General features: G+C 40.1%; 19 protein-coding genes. 9 read left to right on the top strand and 10 right to left on the bottom strand.

Features of this window, described 5'->3' with window-relative positions; all coding sequences use genetic code 11:
* The first annotated feature begins 241 nt into the window (after positions 1 to 241).
* Complete coding sequence (locus DSM106972_RS15295; protein ID WP_127081502.1) at positions 242 to 1,357, top strand: glutamate--cysteine ligase family protein; 1,116 nt, start codon at positions 242 to 244, stop codon at positions 1,355 to 1,357.
* 94 nt (positions 1,358 to 1,451) lie between these two features.
* On the opposite strand, the gene DSM106972_RS15300 is transcribed toward DSM106972_RS15295, so the two are convergent.
* Positions 1,452 to 2,534 (bottom strand): alkene reductase, encoded by a 1,083-nt coding sequence (locus tag DSM106972_RS15300; RefSeq protein ID WP_127081503.1) that lies wholly within the window; start codon positions 2,532 to 2,534, stop codon positions 1,452 to 1,454.
* A gap of 740 nt (positions 2,535 to 3,274) precedes the next feature.
* On the opposite strand from DSM106972_RS15300, the gene DSM106972_RS15305 reads away from it, so the two are divergent.
* Complete coding sequence (locus tag DSM106972_RS15305) at positions 3,275 to 3,571, top strand: hypothetical protein (RefSeq protein ID WP_127081504.1); 297 nt, start codon at positions 3,275 to 3,277, stop codon at positions 3,569 to 3,571.
* Positions 3,572 to 3,658: 87 nt separating this feature from the next.
* Here the strand turns inward: DSM106972_RS15305 and DSM106972_RS15310 are convergent, their stop codons facing one another.
* From DSM106972_RS15310 to psaA, 5 genes are all read right to left on the bottom strand, one after another.
* Positions 3,659 to 3,931 (bottom strand): DUF433 domain-containing protein, encoded by a 273-nt coding sequence (locus DSM106972_RS15310; protein ID WP_127081505.1) that lies wholly within the window; start codon positions 3,929 to 3,931, stop codon positions 3,659 to 3,661.
* Positions 3,928 to 4,116 carry a pentapeptide repeat-containing protein gene (locus tag DSM106972_RS15315; protein WP_127081506.1) on the bottom strand — a complete coding sequence of 63 codons (189 nt, stop codon included), beginning with the start codon at positions 4,114 to 4,116 and terminating at the stop codon, positions 3,928 to 3,930. Before DSM106972_RS15315 ends, DSM106972_RS15310 begins: the two co-directional genes overlap by 4 nt.
* Positions 4,117 to 4,275: 159 nt before the next feature.
* Positions 4,276 to 4,743 carry an REP-associated tyrosine transposase gene (locus tag DSM106972_RS15320; RefSeq protein WP_127081507.1) on the bottom strand — a complete coding sequence of 156 codons (468 nt, stop codon included), beginning with the start codon at positions 4,741 to 4,743 and terminating at the stop codon, positions 4,276 to 4,278.
* 383 nt (positions 4,744 to 5,126) lie between these two features.
* A complete protein-coding gene (psaB, locus tag DSM106972_RS15325) occupies positions 5,127 to 7,352 on the bottom strand; it encodes a photosystem I core protein PsaB (RefSeq protein ID WP_127081508.1) in 2,226 nt (741 codons plus the stop codon).
* 136 nt (positions 7,353 to 7,488) lie between these two features.
* On the bottom strand, positions 7,489 to 9,747 hold the full coding sequence (gene psaA / locus DSM106972_RS15330; RefSeq protein WP_127081509.1) for a photosystem I core protein PsaA: 2,259 nt from the start codon (positions 9,745 to 9,747) through the stop codon (positions 7,489 to 7,491).
* 469 nt (positions 9,748 to 10,216) lie between these two features.
* On the opposite strand from psaA, the gene DSM106972_RS15335 reads away from it, so the two are divergent.
* From DSM106972_RS15335 to DSM106972_RS15365, 7 genes are all read left to right on the top strand, one after another.
* On the top strand, positions 10,217 to 11,827 hold the full coding sequence (locus DSM106972_RS15335) for a hypothetical protein (RefSeq protein ID WP_233787891.1): 1,611 nt from the start codon (positions 10,217 to 10,219) through the stop codon (positions 11,825 to 11,827).
* A gap of 85 nt (positions 11,828 to 11,912) precedes the next feature.
* The gene (locus DSM106972_RS15340; RefSeq protein ID WP_127081510.1) at positions 11,913 to 13,385 is read left to right on the top strand and encodes a thioredoxin-like domain-containing protein; all 1,473 of its coding nucleotides are present in this window, start codon (positions 11,913 to 11,915) and stop codon (positions 13,383 to 13,385) included.
* Positions 13,386 to 13,583: 198 nt separating this feature from the next.
* Positions 13,584 to 13,727 (top strand): hypothetical protein, encoded by a 144-nt coding sequence (locus tag DSM106972_RS15345; protein WP_186538516.1) that lies wholly within the window; start codon positions 13,584 to 13,586, stop codon positions 13,725 to 13,727.
* 358 nt (positions 13,728 to 14,085) lie between these two features.
* Positions 14,086 to 14,406 (top strand): DUF952 domain-containing protein, encoded by a 321-nt coding sequence (locus DSM106972_RS15350; protein ID WP_127081511.1) that lies wholly within the window; start codon positions 14,086 to 14,088, stop codon positions 14,404 to 14,406.
* A gap of 171 nt (positions 14,407 to 14,577) precedes the next feature.
* Positions 14,578 to 16,113 (top strand): AbgT family transporter, encoded by a 1,536-nt coding sequence (locus DSM106972_RS15355; RefSeq protein WP_127081512.1) that lies wholly within the window; start codon positions 14,578 to 14,580, stop codon positions 16,111 to 16,113.
* 51 nt (positions 16,114 to 16,164) lie between these two features.
* Complete coding sequence (locus DSM106972_RS15360; protein WP_127081513.1) at positions 16,165 to 16,356, top strand: DUF4089 domain-containing protein; 192 nt, start codon at positions 16,165 to 16,167, stop codon at positions 16,354 to 16,356.
* A gap of 28 nt (positions 16,357 to 16,384) precedes the next feature.
* Positions 16,385 to 17,770 (top strand): AtzE family amidohydrolase, encoded by a 1,386-nt coding sequence (locus DSM106972_RS15365; RefSeq protein ID WP_127081514.1) that lies wholly within the window; start codon positions 16,385 to 16,387, stop codon positions 17,768 to 17,770.
* A gap of 155 nt (positions 17,771 to 17,925) precedes the next feature.
* On the opposite strand, the gene DSM106972_RS15370 is transcribed toward DSM106972_RS15365, so the two are convergent.
* The 4 genes from DSM106972_RS15370 to DSM106972_RS15385 form a co-directional block, all read right to left on the bottom strand.
* Complete coding sequence (locus DSM106972_RS15370; RefSeq protein ID WP_127081515.1) at positions 17,926 to 18,432, bottom strand: GNAT family N-acetyltransferase; 507 nt, start codon at positions 18,430 to 18,432, stop codon at positions 17,926 to 17,928.
* A gap of 15 nt (positions 18,433 to 18,447) precedes the next feature.
* Positions 18,448 to 19,626, bottom strand: coding sequence for a HEAT repeat domain-containing protein (locus tag DSM106972_RS15375; protein WP_127081516.1), 1,179 nt, complete (start codon positions 19,624 to 19,626; stop codon positions 18,448 to 18,450).
* Positions 19,627 to 19,738: 112 nt separating this feature from the next.
* On the bottom strand, positions 19,739 to 20,362 hold the full coding sequence (locus DSM106972_RS15380) for a hypothetical protein (protein WP_127081517.1): 624 nt from the start codon (positions 20,360 to 20,362) through the stop codon (positions 19,739 to 19,741).
* Between the two features lie 164 nt (positions 20,363 to 20,526).
* Positions 20,527 to 20,826, bottom strand: coding sequence for a helix-turn-helix domain-containing protein (locus DSM106972_RS15385; protein WP_233787236.1), 300 nt, complete (start codon positions 20,824 to 20,826; stop codon positions 20,527 to 20,529).
* Positions 20,827 to 20,997: the final 171 nt, after the last annotated feature.

Genomic DNA, 20,997 nt, shown 5'->3' on the forward strand with positions numbered 1-20,997 from the left:
AAGTAATAATTGTATAAAATAATACTATTGTTTATGATAGTCAATGTATCTAAGTAGACAGTATGATTTATAAGTTATTTGCTAATCTTTAGCAAGTAGTAAGAGTAAATTAGCAACGGATATAACGGATGTAACGGATAAGTTATTTGTGATAGTAAGCTTTTAAGGCGCCTTAAATTAAAAAAATCAGCTATCCGTTGCATCCGTTCAAATCTGTTGCAAATGTTTAAAGGTGTGAATAATGTTTAATTTTGGCATAGAACATGAGGTTGCTTTCGTTGACCGTGTGGGAAATTTTGTTGATTTTTCACGTGCAAAGTTTGCTGATTTTAATCAAATAATTGAAGCATTACCAGAGTATGCTGATGATTATTTACACCTGCATATGGGGGATGCTGGGATTAGAAAAAAAAGATGGTATATTGAAGGGTTTGAGCGTTATTCAGAGTCTGAGCAGTTTGTGGAATGCGTACCAAAAGGAATTGAGATACGCACTACGATTCACTCTAGTATTCAAGATACTATTACAGAGTTGAATGAGAGTTTTTCTTTACTGTGCGATGTTGCATCTAAGTTTGGACTTTCTCCAGTTCTAATTAGTTACAACCCTTACCAATCAAAATATGAACCTCAACCACCGTTAAATGCTTTTGAGATTAGTGAGTTGCAGGCATATCCAGATGAACAAACTGTTAATATTTATATGGTTTCATATGGACCAGATTTAAATATTTCAATGGCTGATTTACCAGTAGAGCGTGTAATTGAGATTGGTCAGAAGTTAACTTATTACAGTCCCTATATTGTTTCTTTTAGCTATAGCTCCCCTTTTTATGAGGGTGCTTTATGGGAAGGATTATCAGTAAGAACGTTTATTCGTACAGGAAAGCGTGCGGCAACACGGGTATTTGTAGCAGAACAAGAACAACTTATTTCAAGTATTCCTGCACTTACTAAAATTGCGCGTTTGCCAGCAGAAGTAGGTCGAATTGAATTTAAAGCTTGTGATAGCTGTGATGATTTTAGTATTTATGCTGGGATATTAGCTTTATTAAAAGGTTTAGTGCTAGACACAACTTTACCAGGTCGAGCAACTGTTCCCGATGCTGCGTTACATCAACTTTCTGCCCAAGAAGCATTTGATCACGAAGAAATTTTTGGCGCCGCAACTGAGGTAATTCATGCTGCTGAAGTTGCTCTTAATAATAATAGTGACCCTGATGTTGAGTTATTGGCGCCGCTTAAAAGTTTTTTAGAAAAGCGCGAAACTCCTGCACATCAACTTGTTAGAGCTTATAAAAATTTGGGGTCAATAGAAAAAGCATTGATGCAAACCTATCTTAAATTAGATTCTTAATCTTGTGGAACAGGCATCCTTGCCTGTTAGATATTTAGGGGGCTTGGTTGTTTCATATTCAGGGCGGGCAAGGATGCCCACCCCACAAGAGAATTTAAGCAACAGCTGTTAAAGCTGGGTAATCGATGTAACCTTTTTCACCGGGAGTATAGAAAGTATGAGAATCTGGAGTATTAAGCGATGTGCCTTTGCGGAAACGTTCGACTAAATCAGGATTAGCAATAAATAGAGTACCGTAAGCTATTAAATCCGCTTCATTATTTTCTAAAGCTTCGGCGCCTAACTCTTGGTTATATCCACCATTAACCATTAGTATTCCATTATACGTGCGACGAATATGAGGCGTAACGCGCGGTTCTGGGCCTGCCATTGCACTACCAGGAAGTCCTTCAAGAACATGTAAATAAGCGAGTTGAAATTTATTTAATTGTTCAGCAGCATAAGTAAATAATCCAATAGGGTCGCTATCACTCATATCGTTGTAAGGATTTACAGGTGATATTCTAATACCCACACGGTCGGCACTCCAAGCAGAAACTACGGCTTCGACAACTTCTAACATGAAGCGCACACGGTTTTGTATGGTGCCACCATATTCATCATTACGTTGATTTGCACTATCTCGTAAAAATTCATCAATTAAATAACCATTGGCGCCGTGTATTTCTACACCATCGAATCCAGCTTCACGTGCGTTTTTTGTAGCTGTAGCGTAGTCTGCAACAGTTGCGTGAATTTCTTCTACTGTTAATTCGCGTGGTGTTACGTAAGGTTTTTTACCTAGTGGTGTATGGGCATCACCAATAGCAGCAATAGCTGAGGGTCCCACTGGCTGTTGTCCGTTGAGAAAGTCAGGGTGTGATACTCTGCCCATGTGCCAAAGTTGTAAGAATATACGACCACCTGCTTGATGGACTGCATCAGTTACAGTTTGCCAGTTTGTAATATCTTCGGGTTTAAATATTGTGGGAGCATTTACCCAACCTACACCAAACGGTGATATTGAAGTTGCTTCACTAATTATTAATCCTGCTGTTGCACGCTGACGGTAATATTCCACCATTATCTCAGTGGGTGTACCATCACTTTCTGCTCGTCCTCGTGTTAGTGGCGCCATTACCATACGGTTTGGTAGTGTTAAGGCGCCGACTTTAATCGAATCGAAGAGTGTTGTCATTGGGGATTTTTATGTAGCGAACTTTCTTTTAGGTTACGAAGCACGCGGTACTTGGTAGCAGAATAGCTCAAAAATGCTAATAAAGTTACAAAAACTTTACTCTGCTTAAGGTTTTGTATCAATTAGTTTAGATTAAACTATCTTGTGGAATGATTATCTTGTGGAATGATTATCTTGTGGAATAATTATCTTGTGGAATGGGCATCCTTGCCCGTTCTAAAAGTAGGATGGCTTGCCTGTTCTAAAGGTGGGATGGCTTGCTTGTTCTAAACGTGGGCGGGCAAGGATGCCCACCCCACAAGAGAATTTTGGATATTTTTTATTTGAAAATTTATTGCTGTGCGCGATGCTGATATGCTTCTTCTTCAAGTGCAAACCAATCTTGGGCAAGATTAAGGTCGCGTTCAGCATGACGAGTGGCGCCTTTTTTCATCTGCTGTCTCAGTTGTTCTTTTTGTTTTTGGACAAGTATATTTTTTTACTCTAAAAATTCGGCGAATTCAAGAAGCTGCTGCTGTTTATCTAGAGGTAAGGATTTTACAAGACCGATGATTTTGGTTTCTACACTCATAATATTATGGCTTTACACTACTAAAATGGGTGGATAAAGTATCTAGGATAAGAGCAAAGCTGCGGAGTCAAGCAACAAAGAAGCATTTACCTGTGTTTTTACTGAACCCTTTGTATTTTTGTTAAGCGAGAATCTAAAAAGTGGACTTAACTTTATACGGGGTAAAAGTATGGTTTCTAGTGCGCTGAAGCCGAACGTTCAAAGCTTGCAAGAAGACGTTGTTGATCTATTGGAGCAAATTAGCTCGTTAATGGGTTATGCTAGCGACGTTTTAAGTAATGATAATGATAACAAATATATACAGTTTCAACACCAAGTACAGAGCGAAGCAAACAAAGTTAAGAATCTTGAGTTGAGAATGGCAATTGTGGCGCCAATGAAAGCTGGTAAGTCAACAATTGTGAACGCGATAGCAGGACAAGAAATTCTGCCAAGCCGTAATTCCGCACTTTTCGGCATTGGCTAATAAATTTCGACTAGTTTGGTGTTCATAATAAGTAATTAAAACTTTTAATCCACGTTTTGACAGATTGAGTCCAACCATTGTTGTCTTCTACCATTGATAACCCCTTTGTTTACCGCATTCAAGCCAAGCTCGAATCATTTCCTGCGTTTTAACCCTGTACTCAGGAGGAACAGCATAAGCAATAGCTGCTTTTATATCTTCTAATGTTAGTGGTGGATATTCGCGAACAATTTCTTCAAATGTTAGTCCTTCTGCTAAGTTATCAAGAATGACAGTTACCATAACGCGCGTTCCTTTAATACAAGGTTTACCGTGACATACGTTTGGATTGATGCTAATACGTTCTTGCCAATTTTTCATACTTTTAAAGGTTTAGAATATTTACAGTATGCTCCGTTTATTCTAACTCCTTTAATATTAACATCATCATAAAAGTTAAGGACTGTCAAATCAGTAGTTTCTAAGTTTGCCGCTTCTAGGTTAGCAAAGCTAAGGTTTACATTAATTAATTTAGATTTTTTTAGATTCGCATATCGTATAGACATTAATTATAATATTATAGTTTTTTACTTGAGCAACTTGTACTAAAGGTAATCTTAATTTTGTTGTTAAGACGGTTAGAGGCGGGCAAGGATGCCCGCTCCACAAGAAGGGGGCAAGAGTTATATTAGCTTTTGGTAAAACGATATTAAGTATAGGGTTGATTATGATGCTTGCCAGAAAAAAGGATATTCTTCTGGAGTTTCAGAAAATCCTGCTTTAACTGGATTTTGTCTGATGTATTCCCAAATTGCTAATAACTCTTGTTCATCTCTAACTATTCGGTCGTATCGTTCATCTTGCCAAATTATACCTGTGTGTTTGCTGGCTTTAGAGATTTGATTGGAACTGTAACTTTTGATGCTGTGCATAATATTGCTGATTGACCAATATTCATTTTCTAACTTTAGCCAGGGTTCTATTAGCATATGCACATGGTCTGCCATCACAACTAAAACTGGAATTTTATACCTTTTATTATTGAAGAATAAACAGCTATTTAAAACTATTTGCCTTGCTTCTGGGGTGAGTTCTAATTTTTGCCAAGTATTGAAAGTTATAAAATAAGTGGCGCCGTCTAATTCCCAGTGAGGCAAGTTTCTTTCGGTAGCTTTAAAGTTTGTTTCTTGCATTTAAATTTGGTAAATGGTTTTTATTATTCATCTTGTGGAGCGGGCATCCTTGCCCGCCATTTATATCTTTCCCATTTACCAAAAAATATTTTCTAATTTATTAGTAATAAATAGAATCTTTGTACAATTTAAATTTTCTTATATTTTATATAAAGTAAATTGTTTTGATTATCATTGACATATTTGGTTCAACTCTTGTGGGATGGGCATCCTTGCCCGTTTAAATTTTTAAGGGCGGGCAGGGATGCCCGCTCCACAAGACAGTTCCACAAGACAGTTCCACAAGACAGTTCCACAAGGCAGTTCCACAAGATTACAATAAAAAATCCCCTACCACATGGGTAGGGGATTTTATTAGTTAGCTAAGAGCTGTGAAGTTGGAATTATCCGAACTTACTGGCCGTAGAAGCTATGAGGAACGCTGCGTAAGTTAGGATGTAGCCGACTGTGAAGTGTGCTAAACCAACTAAGCGACCTTGAACGATGGACATTGCAACGGGCTTGTCTTTCCAACGAACTAGGTTCGCAAGAGGAGTACGCTCGTGTGCCCAAACCAATGTTTCTATCAACTCTTGCCAGTAACCACGCCAAGAGATGAGGAACATGAAACCAGTTGCCCAAACAAGGTGTCCGAAGAGGAACATCCATGCCCAAACAGACAGGTTGTTCATACCGTATGGGTTGTAACCGTTGATTAACTGTGCGGAGTTCGCCCAGAGATAATCGCGGAACCAGCCCATTAAGTAAGTCGAGTTTTCGTTGAATTGTGCTACGTTACCTTGCCAAATACCTAAATGCTTCCAGTGCCAGTAGAAGGTTACCCAACCGACAGTGTTTAGTGCCCAGAATGCAGCGAGGTAGAACGAGTCCCAACCGGATATGTCGCAAGTACCGCCACGACCAGGACCGTCACAAGGGAATGCATAACCAAAGTCTTTTTTGTCGGGCATTAATTTAGAACCACGAGCATCCAAAGCACCTTTGACAAGAATCAATACGGTGGTGTGGATAGCTAACGCGAAGGCGTGGTGTACTAAAAAGTCGCCAGGACCAATGGTTAAGAATAAAGAGTTGGTGCCGTTGTTAATTGCATCTAACCAACCAGGCAACCAAACGTTGGCGTAGTTCGGGTAAGCGGTGTAAGCAATACTGTCTGGGTTAGAGAGCAATGTTTGCATTCCGTACAGAACTTTACCGTGAGATGCTTGGATGAATTGAGCAAATACTGGCTCAATCAAAATTTGTTTCTCAGGAGTACCAAACGCAACAACTACGTCGTTGTGTACGTACAAGCTGAGGGTGTGGAAACCCAAGAAAAGGGATACCCAGCTTAAGTGCGAGATAATCGCTTCTTTGTGCTTCAGCACGCGGTCAAGTACGTTGCCTTTGTTTTGTTCGGGGTCGTAGTCACGTACCCAGAAAATTGCTGCGTGGGCAAAGGCGCCAAGCATGAAGGCAACGGCTATGTACTGGTGGTGTGTGTACAATGCTGCCTGTGTAGTGTAGTCCTTAGCCATGAAAGCGTAAGGAGGCAGAGCGTACATGTGTTGTGCAACTAATGACAATGCAGTTCCTAACGCAGCCAAGTGTATAGACAATTGGAAGTGTAGGGAATTGTTGTAAGTGTCATACAACCCTTGGTGAGGCAAGTTGAATTGACCTTCGGTCTTGGTGCCAAAGAAGTTTTTGGCGTTGAGCATTTCTTTAATGCTGTGACCAATACCAAAGTTGGTGCGGTACTGGTGACCAGCGATGATAAAGATAACTGCAATTGCCAAGTGGTGGTGTGCCATGTCGGTCAACCACAGCGATTCTGTTTGAGGGTGGAAACCGCCCAAGAAGGTCAGAATTGCTGTACCTGCACCTGTTGAGGTACCAAATAAGTGATTCGCAGTATCTGGATTCTGTGCGTATACAGCCCAGTTTCCTGTAAAGAAGGGTGTTAAACCTTCGGGGTGAGGCAATGTACTTAGGAAGTTATCCCAGCCTACGTGTTGTCCACGAGATTCAGGAATAGCAACGTGTACCAAGTGACCAGTCCAAGCTAAGGAGCTTACACCGAACAAACCAGCCAAGTGGTGATTTAAACGGGGTTCTGCACTCTTGAACCAAGAAAGGCTAGGACGGAACTTGGGTTGCAAATGTAACCAACCTGCAAACAAGAACACTGCTGCCAACAGGAGTAAAAACACGGCGCCCATGTAGAGGTCGTTGTTAGTACGTATCCCGATGGTGTACCACCAGTGGTAAACACCAGAGTAAGCAATGTTTACTGGATTCGAGGCGCCACCTTGGGTGAATGCTTCGATAGCTGGTTTGCCGAAGTGAGGGTCCCAAATTGCGTGAGCGATAGGGCGAATGTGGAGAGGGTCTTTAATCCACTGTTCAAAGTTACCTTGCCAAGCTACGTGGAAATTGAGGCTGGATGCCCACAAGAAAATGATTGCTACATGACCGAAGTGAGTAGCGAAAATCCTTTGATAAAGATTTTCCTCCGTCATCCCGTCATGGCTTTCAAAATCATTCCCTGTAGCCATCGCATACCAGAGCCGACGAGTAGTCGGGTCTTGTGCGAGATCTTGGCTAAATTTTGGAAATTTTGTTGCCATAGGTTTTGATAAATCCTCTAACCTTTAGCCGTCATGTGATTTTGGATTCTTTGATTTTAGATTTTAGATTTTAGATTTTGGATTAATAATTTTAAAGAACTAATCCAAAATCGCCAATCCAAAATCCAAAATATAGTTAGCCTACTGAAAGGATGTGCGCGTGGAAGAATGCCCACGTTGTGGCAATACCTCCTAGTAGATAGTGTGCCACACCTACTGCACGACCTTGAATGATACTTAAAGCACGTGGCTGAATTGAAGGTGCTACCTTCAATTTATTATGTGCCCAAACAATCGATTCAATCAATTCTTGCCAGTAGCCGCGACCACTGAACAGGAACATCAAGCTGAATGCCCAAACGAAGTGAGCGCCTAAGAACATCAAACCGTAACCAGCCAGAGCGCTACCGTAGGAGTTGATGACTTGTGCGGCTTGTGCCCACAAGAAGTCACGCAACCAACCATTGATAGTAATCGCACTTTGAGCAAAGTTTCCACCTGTGATGTGTGAAACCATACCGTCTGAGTCAACAGTTCCCCACACATCAGACTGCATCTTCCAACTAAAGTGGAAAATCGCAATTGAGATAGTGTTATACATCCAGAAGAGTCCGAGGAACACATGGTCCCAACCAGACACTTGACATGTACCGCCACGACCTGGACCATCGCAAGGGAAGCGGAAGCCTAGGTTCGCTTTATCTGGGATTAAGCGTGAACTGCGGGCGAATAATACACCCTTAAGCAGAATCAGTACGGTTACGTGAATTTGGAATGCGTGGATATGGTGAATCATGAAATCCGCCGTACCCAAAGCAATTGGCATCATTGCTATTTTGCCGCCGACTGCGACGATACCGCCACCGAAGGCATGACTGACAACTTGCAATGCATTTGGAGCTGTTGCACCAGGCGCCACTGTGTGTAGGTTTTGAACCCACTGAGCAAACACTGGTTGTAACTGGATTGCAGTGTCGGAGAACATATCTTGAGGACGACCCAACGCGCGCATTGTGTCGTTATGGATGTATAAACCAAAGCTATGGAAGCCTAGGAACATACATACCCAATTGAGGTGAGAGATAATTGCATCGCGATGACGAATTACTCGATCCAGAACGTTGTTTTGGTTAACAACAGGGTCATAATCCCGCACCATGAAGATGGCTGAGTGCGCCGCACCACCGACAATTAAGAAGGCGCCAATCCACATGTGGTGAGTGAAGATACACAGTTGGGTAGCGTAATCTGTTGCCAAGTAAGGGTACGGAGGCATTGCGTACATGTGGTGCGCGACGATAATCGTCAGCGAACCCAACATAGCTAGGTTAATACCTAACTGAGCGTGCCAAGAGGTGGTCAAGTTTTCATAGAGACCTCTGTGACCATCACCTGTGAAAGGTCCTTTGTGGTTCTCAAGAATCTCTTTGATACTGTGACCGATACCCCAGTTGGTACGGTATTGGTGACCAGCAACGATGAAGAGAACTGCAATCGCTAAATGATGGTGTGCGATGTCAGTCATCCAAAGACCGCCAGTTACCGGGTTCAAACCGCCTTTGAAGGTCAAGAAATCAGCGTACTGACCCCAGTTTAACGTCCAGAAAGGAGTTAAACCATTTGCAAAGCTGGGGAACAACTCAATCAACAAATCTTTGTTGAGGATGAACTCGTGGGGTAAAGGTACATCTTTCAATGCTACCCCTGCATCCAACAACTTGTTAATTGGAGCTGATACGTGAATTAAGTGACCTGTCCAACCTAACGAACCGCAACCTAACAATACTGCTAAGTGGTGGTTGAGCATGGACTCAACGTTTTGGAACCATTCCAATTTTGGCGCCCGCTTGTGGTAGTGGAACCAGCCTGCAAATAAGAACAAGCCAGCTAATACTAGACCACCAATTGCAGTGACATATAACTGGAAGGTATTTGTAATACCCCAACCACGCCAAACTTGGAACAAACCACTGGTGATTTGGATGCCGTGAAAACCGCCGCCTACATCACCGTTTAATATGTCTTGTCCAACGATTGGCCAAACAACTTGAGCGCTAGGCTTTACGTTGAGAGGGTCCATTAACCAAGCTTCGTAGTTCGAGAACTTGGCACCGTGGAATATCATCCCGCTTAACCACAGTGTCACAACAGCCAAGTGACCGAAGTGTGCTGCGAAAACTTTACGGGAAATGTCTTCTAAATCGCTTGTATGTGTATCAAAGTCATGGGCGAGTGCGTGAAGGTTCCAAATCCAGGTAGTGGTTTTTGGACCTTTAGCGAGAGTTCTATCGAAGTGACCGGGCTGTCCCCATCGTTCAAACGAAGTTGGTACTGGGTCTTTATCGACGATTACTCTTGCTTTCTTCTCCTCTCGCTCTGGAGGACTAATTGTCATTCGACCTCCTCTCTATAAAGGGATTGAGGAATTATAAACACCACGTAGAGTCTTGGTGACTAAATTTTAGCTTATTCGCATCCTAACTTAAGTTGACCAATATGGGTTAACAAAATTTAGGCAGCGATCAGGACTCATGTGGAGAGTGGTTTCAGTCTGAATTATAAAGTCGAATACCCCACATTGTTAGATACTTGTTTACAATAATTCAAAATCCCTCAACTTCCCGTAGATTCAAGCTCCTAGGTTATATCACTGGTCAAAATGTCAATACTTTATTCATTTTTTTTACAAACCGAAACAATTCGTAAAATTTATCCGTTTCAACCTTTTCTGTGCTAACATCAGCGACCCCAGCTTATCTATAGTCATCATTAGTTTTATTATTATTCTGAGTCACGAATAATACCAAGGGCTAGGTTGTAACTGAAGATTTAACTTTTGCTTTGTTGCTCCCTTATGTGCGTTAATGAGCCACAATTGTTTGTTAAGTTGTTCTGATGCAGGATGCGGTTACATGGACTGGCTAATGACTTCGGCGCCCCTCAAACCTTTACGAACGCGACACAGGATAATTGCAGGTACAGTAAAATCATTCTTCGCTCTATTACTGGTACTAAGTCTAGCTAGCTGTGGTGATAAAGCTGTTAGCACTGAACCGTCGCTCATAGGACGTAAAGATAACCCACAGTTAACTAATCAAATTTCAGAAGTTGCCCCACCATCGGTTATTCAAGAACTTCAACGTAGTTTAGATACTTACCGACCCCAGGTTACAATCGTTACTCCTAAATCTGATGAGGTTTTATCGACAGATACAGTAGAAGTGACGCTACAAGTAAAGGACTTACCAATATTTAAAGATTCCCAGTTTAATCTAGGCTCACATCTACAAGTAATTTTAGATGACCAGCCAGGTATTGAAGTTTATGATTTAAATCAGCCTTTAAGCCTGCACGACCTACCTCCGGGTACCCACACCCTGCGTGTTTTTGCTGAACGTCCTTGGTACGAAAGTTATAAAAACGAAGGAGCTTACGCGCAGACAATATTTCACGTATTTACCAAAACCGATGAACACAACCCAGATGCTACGAAACCCCTGTTAACTTATAACCGTCCAAATGGAGAATATGGCGCCGAACCCATTCTTCTCGACTTCTACTTAACAAACGCGCCGTTACAATTAAACGGTAGAGACATATTACAAGACGAAATTGGCGATTGGCGGATTCGCTGCACAGTTAACGACGAAAGCTTTATAATTGACCGTTGGGAGTCTATATACTTAAAAGGTTTTAAGCCAGGTAAAAACTGGATAAAACTGGAATTTTTAGATGGTAAAGGCGAAGTACTTAAAAACGTCTTTAACAGCACAGTTAGAAGTTTTACTTATGAACCCAAAGGCAAAGACACACTTTCTCGCATAGTTAGAGGAGAACTCTCACCTGACCAAGTACGCAGCATAGTAGACTCTACATATGTAGCCAAAGAACCTTTATCTGAACCCACACCAACCCTTGAGCCAGCTATAGAACCAACTATAGAACCAACTATAGAACCAACTATAGAACCAACACCTGAAGCGAAAGAACCAGAAATGGCGCCACCCGTAACGGAACCAGAGAAACCAAAATCTGGCGGTTACTTTAAACGTCGAGAAATAAAAGCACCATTACCAACACCAAATATAGAACCAACACCAATTGAAACTCCTGCTCCGCCAGAAGTAATTATTACACCAACACCGGAACCAGAAGTTACAAATATACCTTTACAAACACCTGAAGTTGAAAAACCAACACCATTACCTGAGATAGTCCCAACCCCAGAAGTAACAATACCCGAAAAGGCGCCTGAAGTAGAAAAACCTATTATTGAGTCTCCAGTACCACAACCAGAAGCAACTAAGGAGACAACAGTAAAACCATCAAAGGTTCAATTAGGTAAATACTTTAAACGTCGCGAGTCAAAAGAACCAATACCTGAAACTACATTATCTCCGGCGCCGGAAATAATACCAGATAAAGTGTTACCAACCCCATTACCTGAAATTATTCCTACTCCTCTAACAAATTAAAACCCTGTGTAGAGACGTGATTAATCACGTCTCTACTGTGTTTGTGGTAAATAAAACAATTAATAATTAACGTGGGTTTTAATTTATGGTTCGTGTACGGGCGCCGGAACTACCGCAATATAATTGGTTGAATACAGATAAACCTTTGTTATTAAAACAACTCAGGGGTCGAATAGTTATTTTAGATTTTTGGACTTATTGTTGTATAAATTGCTTGCATGTACTACCAGATTTAAAATATCTGGAACAAAAATATAAAGATAGTCTTACTGTTATTGGTGTACACTCTGCAAAATTTGATAATGAGAAAGATATTGAGAATATTCGTCAAGCTATTTTACGCTACGATATCGAACATCCTGTTTTAGTAGACAAAGATTTTCGAGTCTGGCAAGAATATGCTGTACGTGCATATCCTAGTTTTATGGTAATTGACCCAGATGGTTATGTAGTTGCTTCTTTTATGGGAGAAGGGAAACGTGAAATTTTAGACGAGTTAATACAGCAAATAATTCAACAGCATCAAGATAAAGGCACAATTAATCTTCAAGAGCTAGATGTAATTTTAGAGAAGCAGCGACAACCAATAATTACACCATTAGCTTTTCCTGGTAAAGTTTTAGCAACTTCTTCAGGTTTGTTTATAGCAGATACAGGACATAATCGTATTGTTATGACAACTTTAGAAGGTGAGGTTTTACATATAATTGGAAGCGGAAAATCAGGATTAAAAGATGATAATTTTAATATAGGTGAATTTTCGGCGCCACAAGGAATGACATTTGATAATCACAATCAAATTCTGTATATCGCCGATACAGAGAACCATGCTTTACGAAAAGTTGACTTACGGTGCCAATGTGTAGAAACAATAGCAGGAACAGGTATACAAAGTCGTAATTTACAACCAACTCAAGGTAATGCTTTAGATACCTCTTTAAATTCCCCTTGGGATTTAGTAAAGCATAAAAATCAACTTTATATTGCAATGGCAGGTTCACACCAAATTTGGATGATGGACTTGGAAACAAATATAATTAAAACTTACGCGGGTACTGGCGCCGAAGCTTGTTTTGATGGTGAGTTAAATACCTCAGTATTCGCTCAACCAAGCAGTATTACAATTAACAGTAATTTTCTATACACAGCAGATAGTGAAAGTAGTTCAATTCGTGCAATTGAATTAAATACTGGTATAGTTAAAACAATTTGCGGTGGTGGTGACTTATATTTATTTGGTGACAAAGATGGTTTTGGAGAAGAAGTAAGATTACAACATTGTATGGGTGTAGAATATATACAAGGTAATCTCTGGGTTGCTGATACCTATAACCATAAAATCAAATTAGTTAATCTTCAAACAGGTGAATGTAAAACAGTGCTAGGTAATGGAGAATTTTCTGAACCTTCAGGACTAAGCATTTTCAACTTAAACTTATATATAGCAGACACTAACAATCATGTGATTCAACATGTAAACTTAAATACCTTAGAAGCAACCACTTTAAAAATATCAGGTTTATGCGCGCCAGACTTTTGCATCCCCAGTATTTCGTAAGGTGGGCAATGCCCACCATACTACGTAACATTTTGTACTTTTGTAAGGTGGGCACTGCCCAGCATACTGCAACTCGTCATAAAAAAATTAATAATTTTACGTATTTTTACTAAATCAGCAAAGAAAATAACAAGATAAACTAATTATGCAATGGTAGGCGCCTATCCAACAAAGATTAACTTCATATTTAAAAATCAAATGCCAGAATACCGTCGTGCATATACTCCAGGAGGCACAGTTTTTCTCACACTGGTAACTTATCAGCGTCAACCAACATTTAATAATCCAGAAAATATAGCTAAACTACGCAATGCAATTGCGATAGTTCGTACCTCAGTATGACATGGAAGGACACTTTTCAAACAACCTCTAAGAGTCCGGCGCTACGAGGTAGTTAAATAATTAGCTGATAGAGAGGAAACAATTGCTCTTAGCGAACCTGTTACTTTTAATATTCAAGGACGTGAAACTACAGAATTTGTAGTAGTTACGGGTGATGAGGTGTTAATTGGTAGAACAACTTTGGCAACATTAGATTTAGTCGTTGATGATGAAAATCAGTGTTTAATACCAAATCCAAAACATCCTAACTATCCAGTGTTTAGAATTTAATTGAAGATTGTATGGTAGGCAATGCCCACCTTACTCGTATAGTTGAATATTATATGGTGGGCAGTGCCCACCTTACTTGTATTAAAGCATGAAGACAATTCATCACATTACACGGCGCCAAGTTTGGGAAGAAGCGCTTAGGTCAGGCAACTATCAGGCTGATTCTCTTTTAACTGAGGGTTTTATTCATTGTTCTACTCCTGTACAGGTTCTAAGAACAGCAGAAAGATTCTTTAAAAATCAAACTGGTTTGATAATACTTTATATAGATATAGACAAAGTTGAAAGCGAAGTTAGGTATGAACCTGCTGATAATGAACTGTTTCCACATATTTATGGCGCCTTAAATCTTGATGCAGTGTATAAAACTATCGATTTTGAAGCTCGTGATAACTATTTTGTCAGGTAAGTATCTTGTGAGACAAGTATTTTGTGGAATAAGTATCCTTGCTTGTTCCATTTATGCAGAGGCAGGCAGGGATGCCTGCTCCACAAGAGTAAAAAAGTATTGCAAATTACAACATAATAGATAAATTAGTAGTTAAGTAATAATTCATACATATATATCAGGGCTAGACCAGTGCCAGAAACAAGAGATGCATCAGCACAAGCAAAGTCAAAATGGGTTGAAAAATCATTGGCTTTTATTGAGGGACTAGGCAATAAGTTACCTGACCCACTAACGCTTTTCTTCATACTCTCACTTTTTATAATTGTAGTCAGTGCTATAGCTGCTTCTGTAAATTTATCGGTTGTTCATCCTGGTACTGGTAAAACAGTTGCGGCTGTATCATTGCTTACACCCAATAGCGTGCGGCGAATATTTACGCAAGCGGTAAAGAATTTTGTTGAGTTTCCACCTTTAGGAACTGTGTTAGTGGCAATGTTGGGTGTGGGTGTTGCTGAAGCTACTGGTTTACTATCTGCGCTTTTACGTGAAGTTGTTATGATAACGCCCAGGAAGTTAATTACTCCAGTGGTTATTTTTGCTGGTGTATTGGCGAATGTGGCTTCTGATGCGGGTTATGTTGTTCTTGTACCGCTTGGCGCCGTTATATTTCTTGCATTTGGGCGCCATCCTTTAGCGGGTTTGGCTGCTGCTTTTGCTGGGGTAGCTGGTGGTTTTAGCGCTAATTTGCTTATTAGTTCGCTTGACCCTTTGTTAGCGGGACTTACTCAGACAGCAGCACAGTTAATAAGACCTGAATATCAGGTGAATGCTACTGCGAACTATTATTTTATGGCTGTATCAACATTTTTGATTACGTTGATAGGGTGGTTTATTTGTGAAAAGATTGTTGAGCCTCGTTTGGGCGCCTATACTGGTGATGCTGATATCCAAATGGATGAGGTGACGGCTACTGAACGTAAGGCTTTACGATGGGCAGGATATGCTTTTTTGGCTTTTATTGCGTTTATTTTGGTGTTGGTGATACCATCACAGGGTATTTTACGTGACCCCCAGAAGTTTACTATTATTCCTTCGCCGTTTATTGATGGCATTGTTTTTATTATTGCGCTGGCTTTTTTTATTCCAGGTGTTGTTTATGGGAAAGTTGCTGGTACTGTCAGGAATAATAAGGATGTGGCGAGGTTTCTTGGTAATGCGATGAGTTCGATGGGGTATTATATCGCGTTGGCTTTTATCGCTGCTCAGTTTATTAGTTATTTTGCTTGGAGCAATTTGGGTATTATTGTGGCGGTTAAAGGCGCCGATTTTTTAAAGGCGACGGGGATTACTGGGCCGCCATTATTGATATTATTTATTTTGGTTAGTGTGGCTATAGATATTTTTGTGGGGTCGGCTTCGGCTAAGTGGGCTATTATGGCGCCTATTTTTGTGCCGATGTTTATGTTGTTGGGTTATTCGCCGGAGTTGGTGCAAGCTGCGTATCGTATTGGCGATTCGACGACTAATATTATTACTCCTTTAATGCCTTATTTTCCTGTAGTGGTGGCTTTTGGGCAGAGGTATGATAAGAGTTTGGGGATAGGGACGTTGATTTCTCTGATGTTGCCTTATTCGATTGCTTTTTTGATTGGTTGGTCGGTTTTGTTTGTAATATGGTTTATGTTTGGGTTACCTTTGGGTCCTGGGGCTGGGATGAGGATTTAAGATTTTTTACCACAGAGACACGGAGTTCACAGAGATAAGAGGTAAGAGGAGATGGAAGAGAGAGAGCCGGAGATGAGGGTGTTTGTTGAGCAGATGGCTTTGTTGGTCGATTTGAAGTTACGTGATGAGTATAAGGATGGGGTGGTTGCTAATTTTGAACGGATATGTAATGTAGCTAGGGTTGTGAACGAGTTTGAGTTGCCGGAAGATGTTGAAGCGGCGCCTGTTTTTGAACCTCTGTAAACTCTGTGTCTCTGTGGTAATTAAATAAATGAGTCTAAATTTAACCGATGCAATATCGATAGCAACTGCGGTAAAAACACGTAAAGTGACGGCAGTTGAAGTTGTGCGTGCTACACTTGAACGCATTCAAACTCGCGATGTTGAATTAAACTGCTTTACTGCTGTCACTGCTGGGACTGCTTTAGCTGATGCAGAAAAAATAGATAATCAAATTGAGAAGGGTGAGGATGGGGGTATTCTTGCGGGTGTACCGTTTGCTGTCAAAAATTTGTTTGATATTAAAGGTTTAACCACACTTGCAGGCGCCAAAATAAATGCAGAAAACCCAGTAGCAACACAAGATGCAACCGCTGTAGCAAAGTTAAAGCAAGCGGGTGCAATACTTGTTGGTGCGCTAAATATGGATGAGTATGCTTATGGCTTTGTAACTGAAAACTCTCATTATGGCGCCACACGTAACCCAAATCATATTACTCGTGTAGCTGGTGGTTCATCAGGGGGTTCTGCTGCTGCTGTTGCTGCTAGTTTGGTGCCAATAACTTTAGGCAGTGATACCAATGGTTCGATACGAGTACCTGCAGCGTTATGTGGTGTATATGGTTTTAAACCAACTTATGGTAGGTTATCGCGTGCGGGTGTAGCGTTATTTTCTACTAGCTTTGACCATATTGGCCCGTTTGCAGGTTCGATTCGTGATATTGCAACAGTGTTTGATGTGTTGCAAGGTGCAGATGATAAAGACCCTGTTTGTACAACACGTCCACCTGTAGAGACGCGATTAATCGCGTCTCTACGTAACATTGATGGAATTAAAATAGCCATCGCAGACGATTATTTCAATCAAAAAGCTGAACCAGAAGCACTCGCAGCAGTTCAAAAAGTAGCTCTTGCATTAAACGTCAAAGATTACGTTACCATTCCCGAAGCACATCGTGCGCGTGCAGCCGCATTTATTATTACAGCATCAGAAGGCGCCAACTTACACTTAGAAAAACTTCGCTCCCGTCCCCAAGACTTCGACCCAGCTACACGCGATAGATTTTTAGCAGGCGCCTTAATTCCAAGTAACTGGTATATACAAGCACAAAGATTTAGAAAATGGTATCGCGATAAAGTCAGAGAAATATTCCAAAACGTAGATGTTATTATCGCCCCTACTACACCAATTACGGCGCCGTTAATTGGACAACAAACCATGATACTGGATGGTGAGGAAATTTTAGTTCGTCCTTACTTAGGACAATTTACCCAACCATTATCCTTTATCGGTCTACCAGTATTATCAATCCCAATTAGGCGCCCAAACGCTTTACCCCTAGGTGTACAGTTAATAGCGGCGCCTTACAACGAAGCCAAAATAATACAAGTAGCAGCATACCTTGAAACCTTGGAAACCGGGTTTCTTTGTCACTGAACACAACAATCATCAATATAAACGAAAAGAAACCCGGTTTCTCAACACCAACGAAGGCTTTTATAATGCTCTAGTTTTTGCGCTTCGTTGAAAAACCAGGTTTCTATTTTTTTCAGTGAAGGTTATTTTATTCAGTCAAGAAGAAACCGGGTTTATTAAACATCGTTAAATAGTTGTGGATAAATCACTTCACCAGTATATTTTATTTCGTAGTTCTTCAATGGCTTCACCATGAAAGCTTCTGCTCGAACTTCAAAAGGTGATTTTATCCCATAATAAGTTGATTGAACAAAGCCAAAACGACTATAGAATGAGGGATGACCAAGTACAATAATTAACGCTTCTCCTAATTCGTCTGCTCTATCTAATCCGTATTGTACTAAAGCAGTTCCTATACCTTGATTTTGGAATTGTGGTAACACAGCTACGGGCGCCAATGCTAACACAGGTAAAATTTCATTACTGATAATATGTATGTAACTAAATAGAAGATGAGCGACAATGTTACCGTCAATTTCTGCAACTAAGGAAAGTTCGGGAATATAATTTTCTGAATTACGTATTGCTTCAACAAGTTTAGCTTCGTTTGGCTGTCCAAAAGCGCTGGTAATTACTTCTGCTATTTTTGAATAATCTGGGGAAGCTTCGCAACGAATACTCATAAATTAATTCCTTAATTATAAATCACTGAAACCACGCTTTTTCTTTTTACTTGGCTTTGCTTTCTGTGGTTTCTCTGGTTTTTCTTTACTTGTGGCAGGGCGCCCAAAACCTTTATTATCTTCTTGTTCCAATAGGTTTGACTCTTCGTCCGATTCTACAATTACAGTTTCGATAGATTCATCTTTAGTTTGTTCGTGCCATTCATCGGTTTTAGTTGATGCTTCAACAGCTACTTGTGTATCTTCACTCGCTTCAATTTCAGATACAACGTCCTCTATCTCTTCTTCTACTTTATCTATCGTATTAGTTAAGTTTTCTTCCGTGTCGATAATCTGCTGCTGTACTTCTGGTTCATTTGATAGTAAAGATGTATTTTCGGTTTCGGAAGCTAACTCAGATGTAGGTACTGCATTTTCTTTAGTTTGGGTTTCTGTCTCAGTGACTTGTGCTACTAAATCAATCAAAGCATTAATTTCATCTTCGCTTGCCTCTTCTACATCTGGTGTCGATGCTTCTGTAACGCTATGTTGTGGAGTTGGTATAAACTCTTGAACTTCTTCGTCTGAATTAATACCTAAACTTTGTCGTACTTCGTCCCAGTTACCGACAATATCTTCAGCGACTTGGTTCGTATTGAATGCGTATTTTATTATAGGCGCCGCTTCTTGTGTCTGTAAATTAATAAGCGCACTTACAATAAATCCATTCAGTTCGGCTTCATTTTGATTACACGATTGTAAACTTTGAGTTAGTACGCTTTTAACTTGATTACTCGCACTCGGGTGTTGCGAGGCAATTTCTTCTAGGCTGTTTATGGCAGTAACGCGCGCTAAAAGCTGATTTTGGTTTTGAGCTAAATATTCTACAAGTGCTGGAATTGCCGCAGTACCTATATTGCCGTAAACTTTTGGCAGTTCTTCGTTGACTAAATCATTATCTACCAGCTTAAACAACTGTATTAATGGAATTATTGCGTCAGTTGCTTGTAGTTGACCTAATATACGCCAAGCATGAACTGGCGCCATTGTCTCTTTCTCATTATCGGCGCCTAGCAACTCGTCATCAACCGCCATTTTAATCAAGTCGGGAATATGCTCAGAACCAATACCGAGTTCTGCAACATCATTCAAGTGCTGCGAACCAAGAGTTAAGAGTTTATCTATAGGCGGTTGATAACTTGTGCTGTTTACCATTAGATATGTGAAATGTATTTTGAGTTGGGCTTCCAAATATCAGGTATAACAGAAAGTTGTCGAATTGCACCGAATTTGTGCCAAAAGTTTTTATTAAATTACTTATATATTTTTATACTAAGTTGTATTGTTTTTTACTTAAGAAATCTATACCTTTTTGAGTAATTTGTACATAGTCTCTCAAGTCACCCGTTGGCGCCATTCCAGAAATTGTTTTACCGGCTAAATTTTCGATAAAGCCAAACGCGCGTAAATGGCGTAACTCTTGTTCAAATGCGCGTTGTTTTGTGTACACGAAAGGCTGATTACCTGATAATTGTTCGAGATGCTTTAACTCGTATTCGCTTAATAGACTATTTACAATCAGCTCTTTTTCATCTTTGTTTTGAGCTATTTGCTGCTCTAATGCCGTAATACGTTGTATTATGCTTGTTACTGCTTCGATGTTGGATTGATTCGCTTGGATGCTGAGTTGCTGACTGTCTTGTGTTTCTTTAATTTGATTTAAATCAAGCGTGATACCATCTTTGGAAATTACGAGTTTAACTAGTTTTTCTAATAGTTCAGAGTTGAATAATAAGATAATAAAAAGTATTACTACATCGTCGGTTTCAAATTTGGTCTTTGTCCATCCTAATGGGATAGAGACGAAATATAGTAAGCTGAGAATCGAAATTGCCTTTGATACGAGAAAGTTAATTAAGTTTTGATTGTTAATTTTAGAAGCTAGAGACATAATTTTTACTTTAGGTAAACAGGAAAGTATACTTAATTTTGATACAAAGCCTGTTTTCAGTATTCCGGAATGTTGCTTTTAATACCATTAGTTTTGGCTAACTAGAAGCATTACCGGCGATATTTAAGCAATATAACCCGGCGCCGATAATTGCAGAAAAACAGTTAAGGGTTGGAAGAATCATCCTTTCCGTGCCTAGGTATAATCTCGAACAAAGTATTCAGATCACACCCAAAAAAGTCACACAAAGCTGCTAAGGTATCAGCGTCATAACGTTTTGTCGTGTTCTCGCATAATCCTCTGACAGCTGCATTAGTCAATCCTGTGGCTTGAGATAATCCCGTTCTAGTCATATCTTGAGCGTCTATGAGGTCTTGGAGACGGCAGCGAATTTTTACCTTCGATTGCTGTACAGCTCTTCTATCGTCTCTTTTAATGAATTTGGGTGGGACAGGGGCACTCATTATTATTGCGGTGATAATACATCATACATTTCTATTGTCGATTACTAGATTAACATTAATTTTTATTAATGGATGTATCCGTGTATCCGTGAAACGTTATAATATTTGTAGGCAAAAAAACAAGGCGCCTGCCAGATTCCTCAAAAAGGTTTAAAACAGTCGCCCAAAAAA

Origin of the sequence: Dulcicalothrix desertica PCC 7102, from assembly GCF_003991905.1 — a bacterium.
GTDB classification, from domain to species: Bacteria; Cyanobacteriota; Cyanobacteriia; order Cyanobacteriales; family Nostocaceae; genus Dulcicalothrix; species Dulcicalothrix desertica.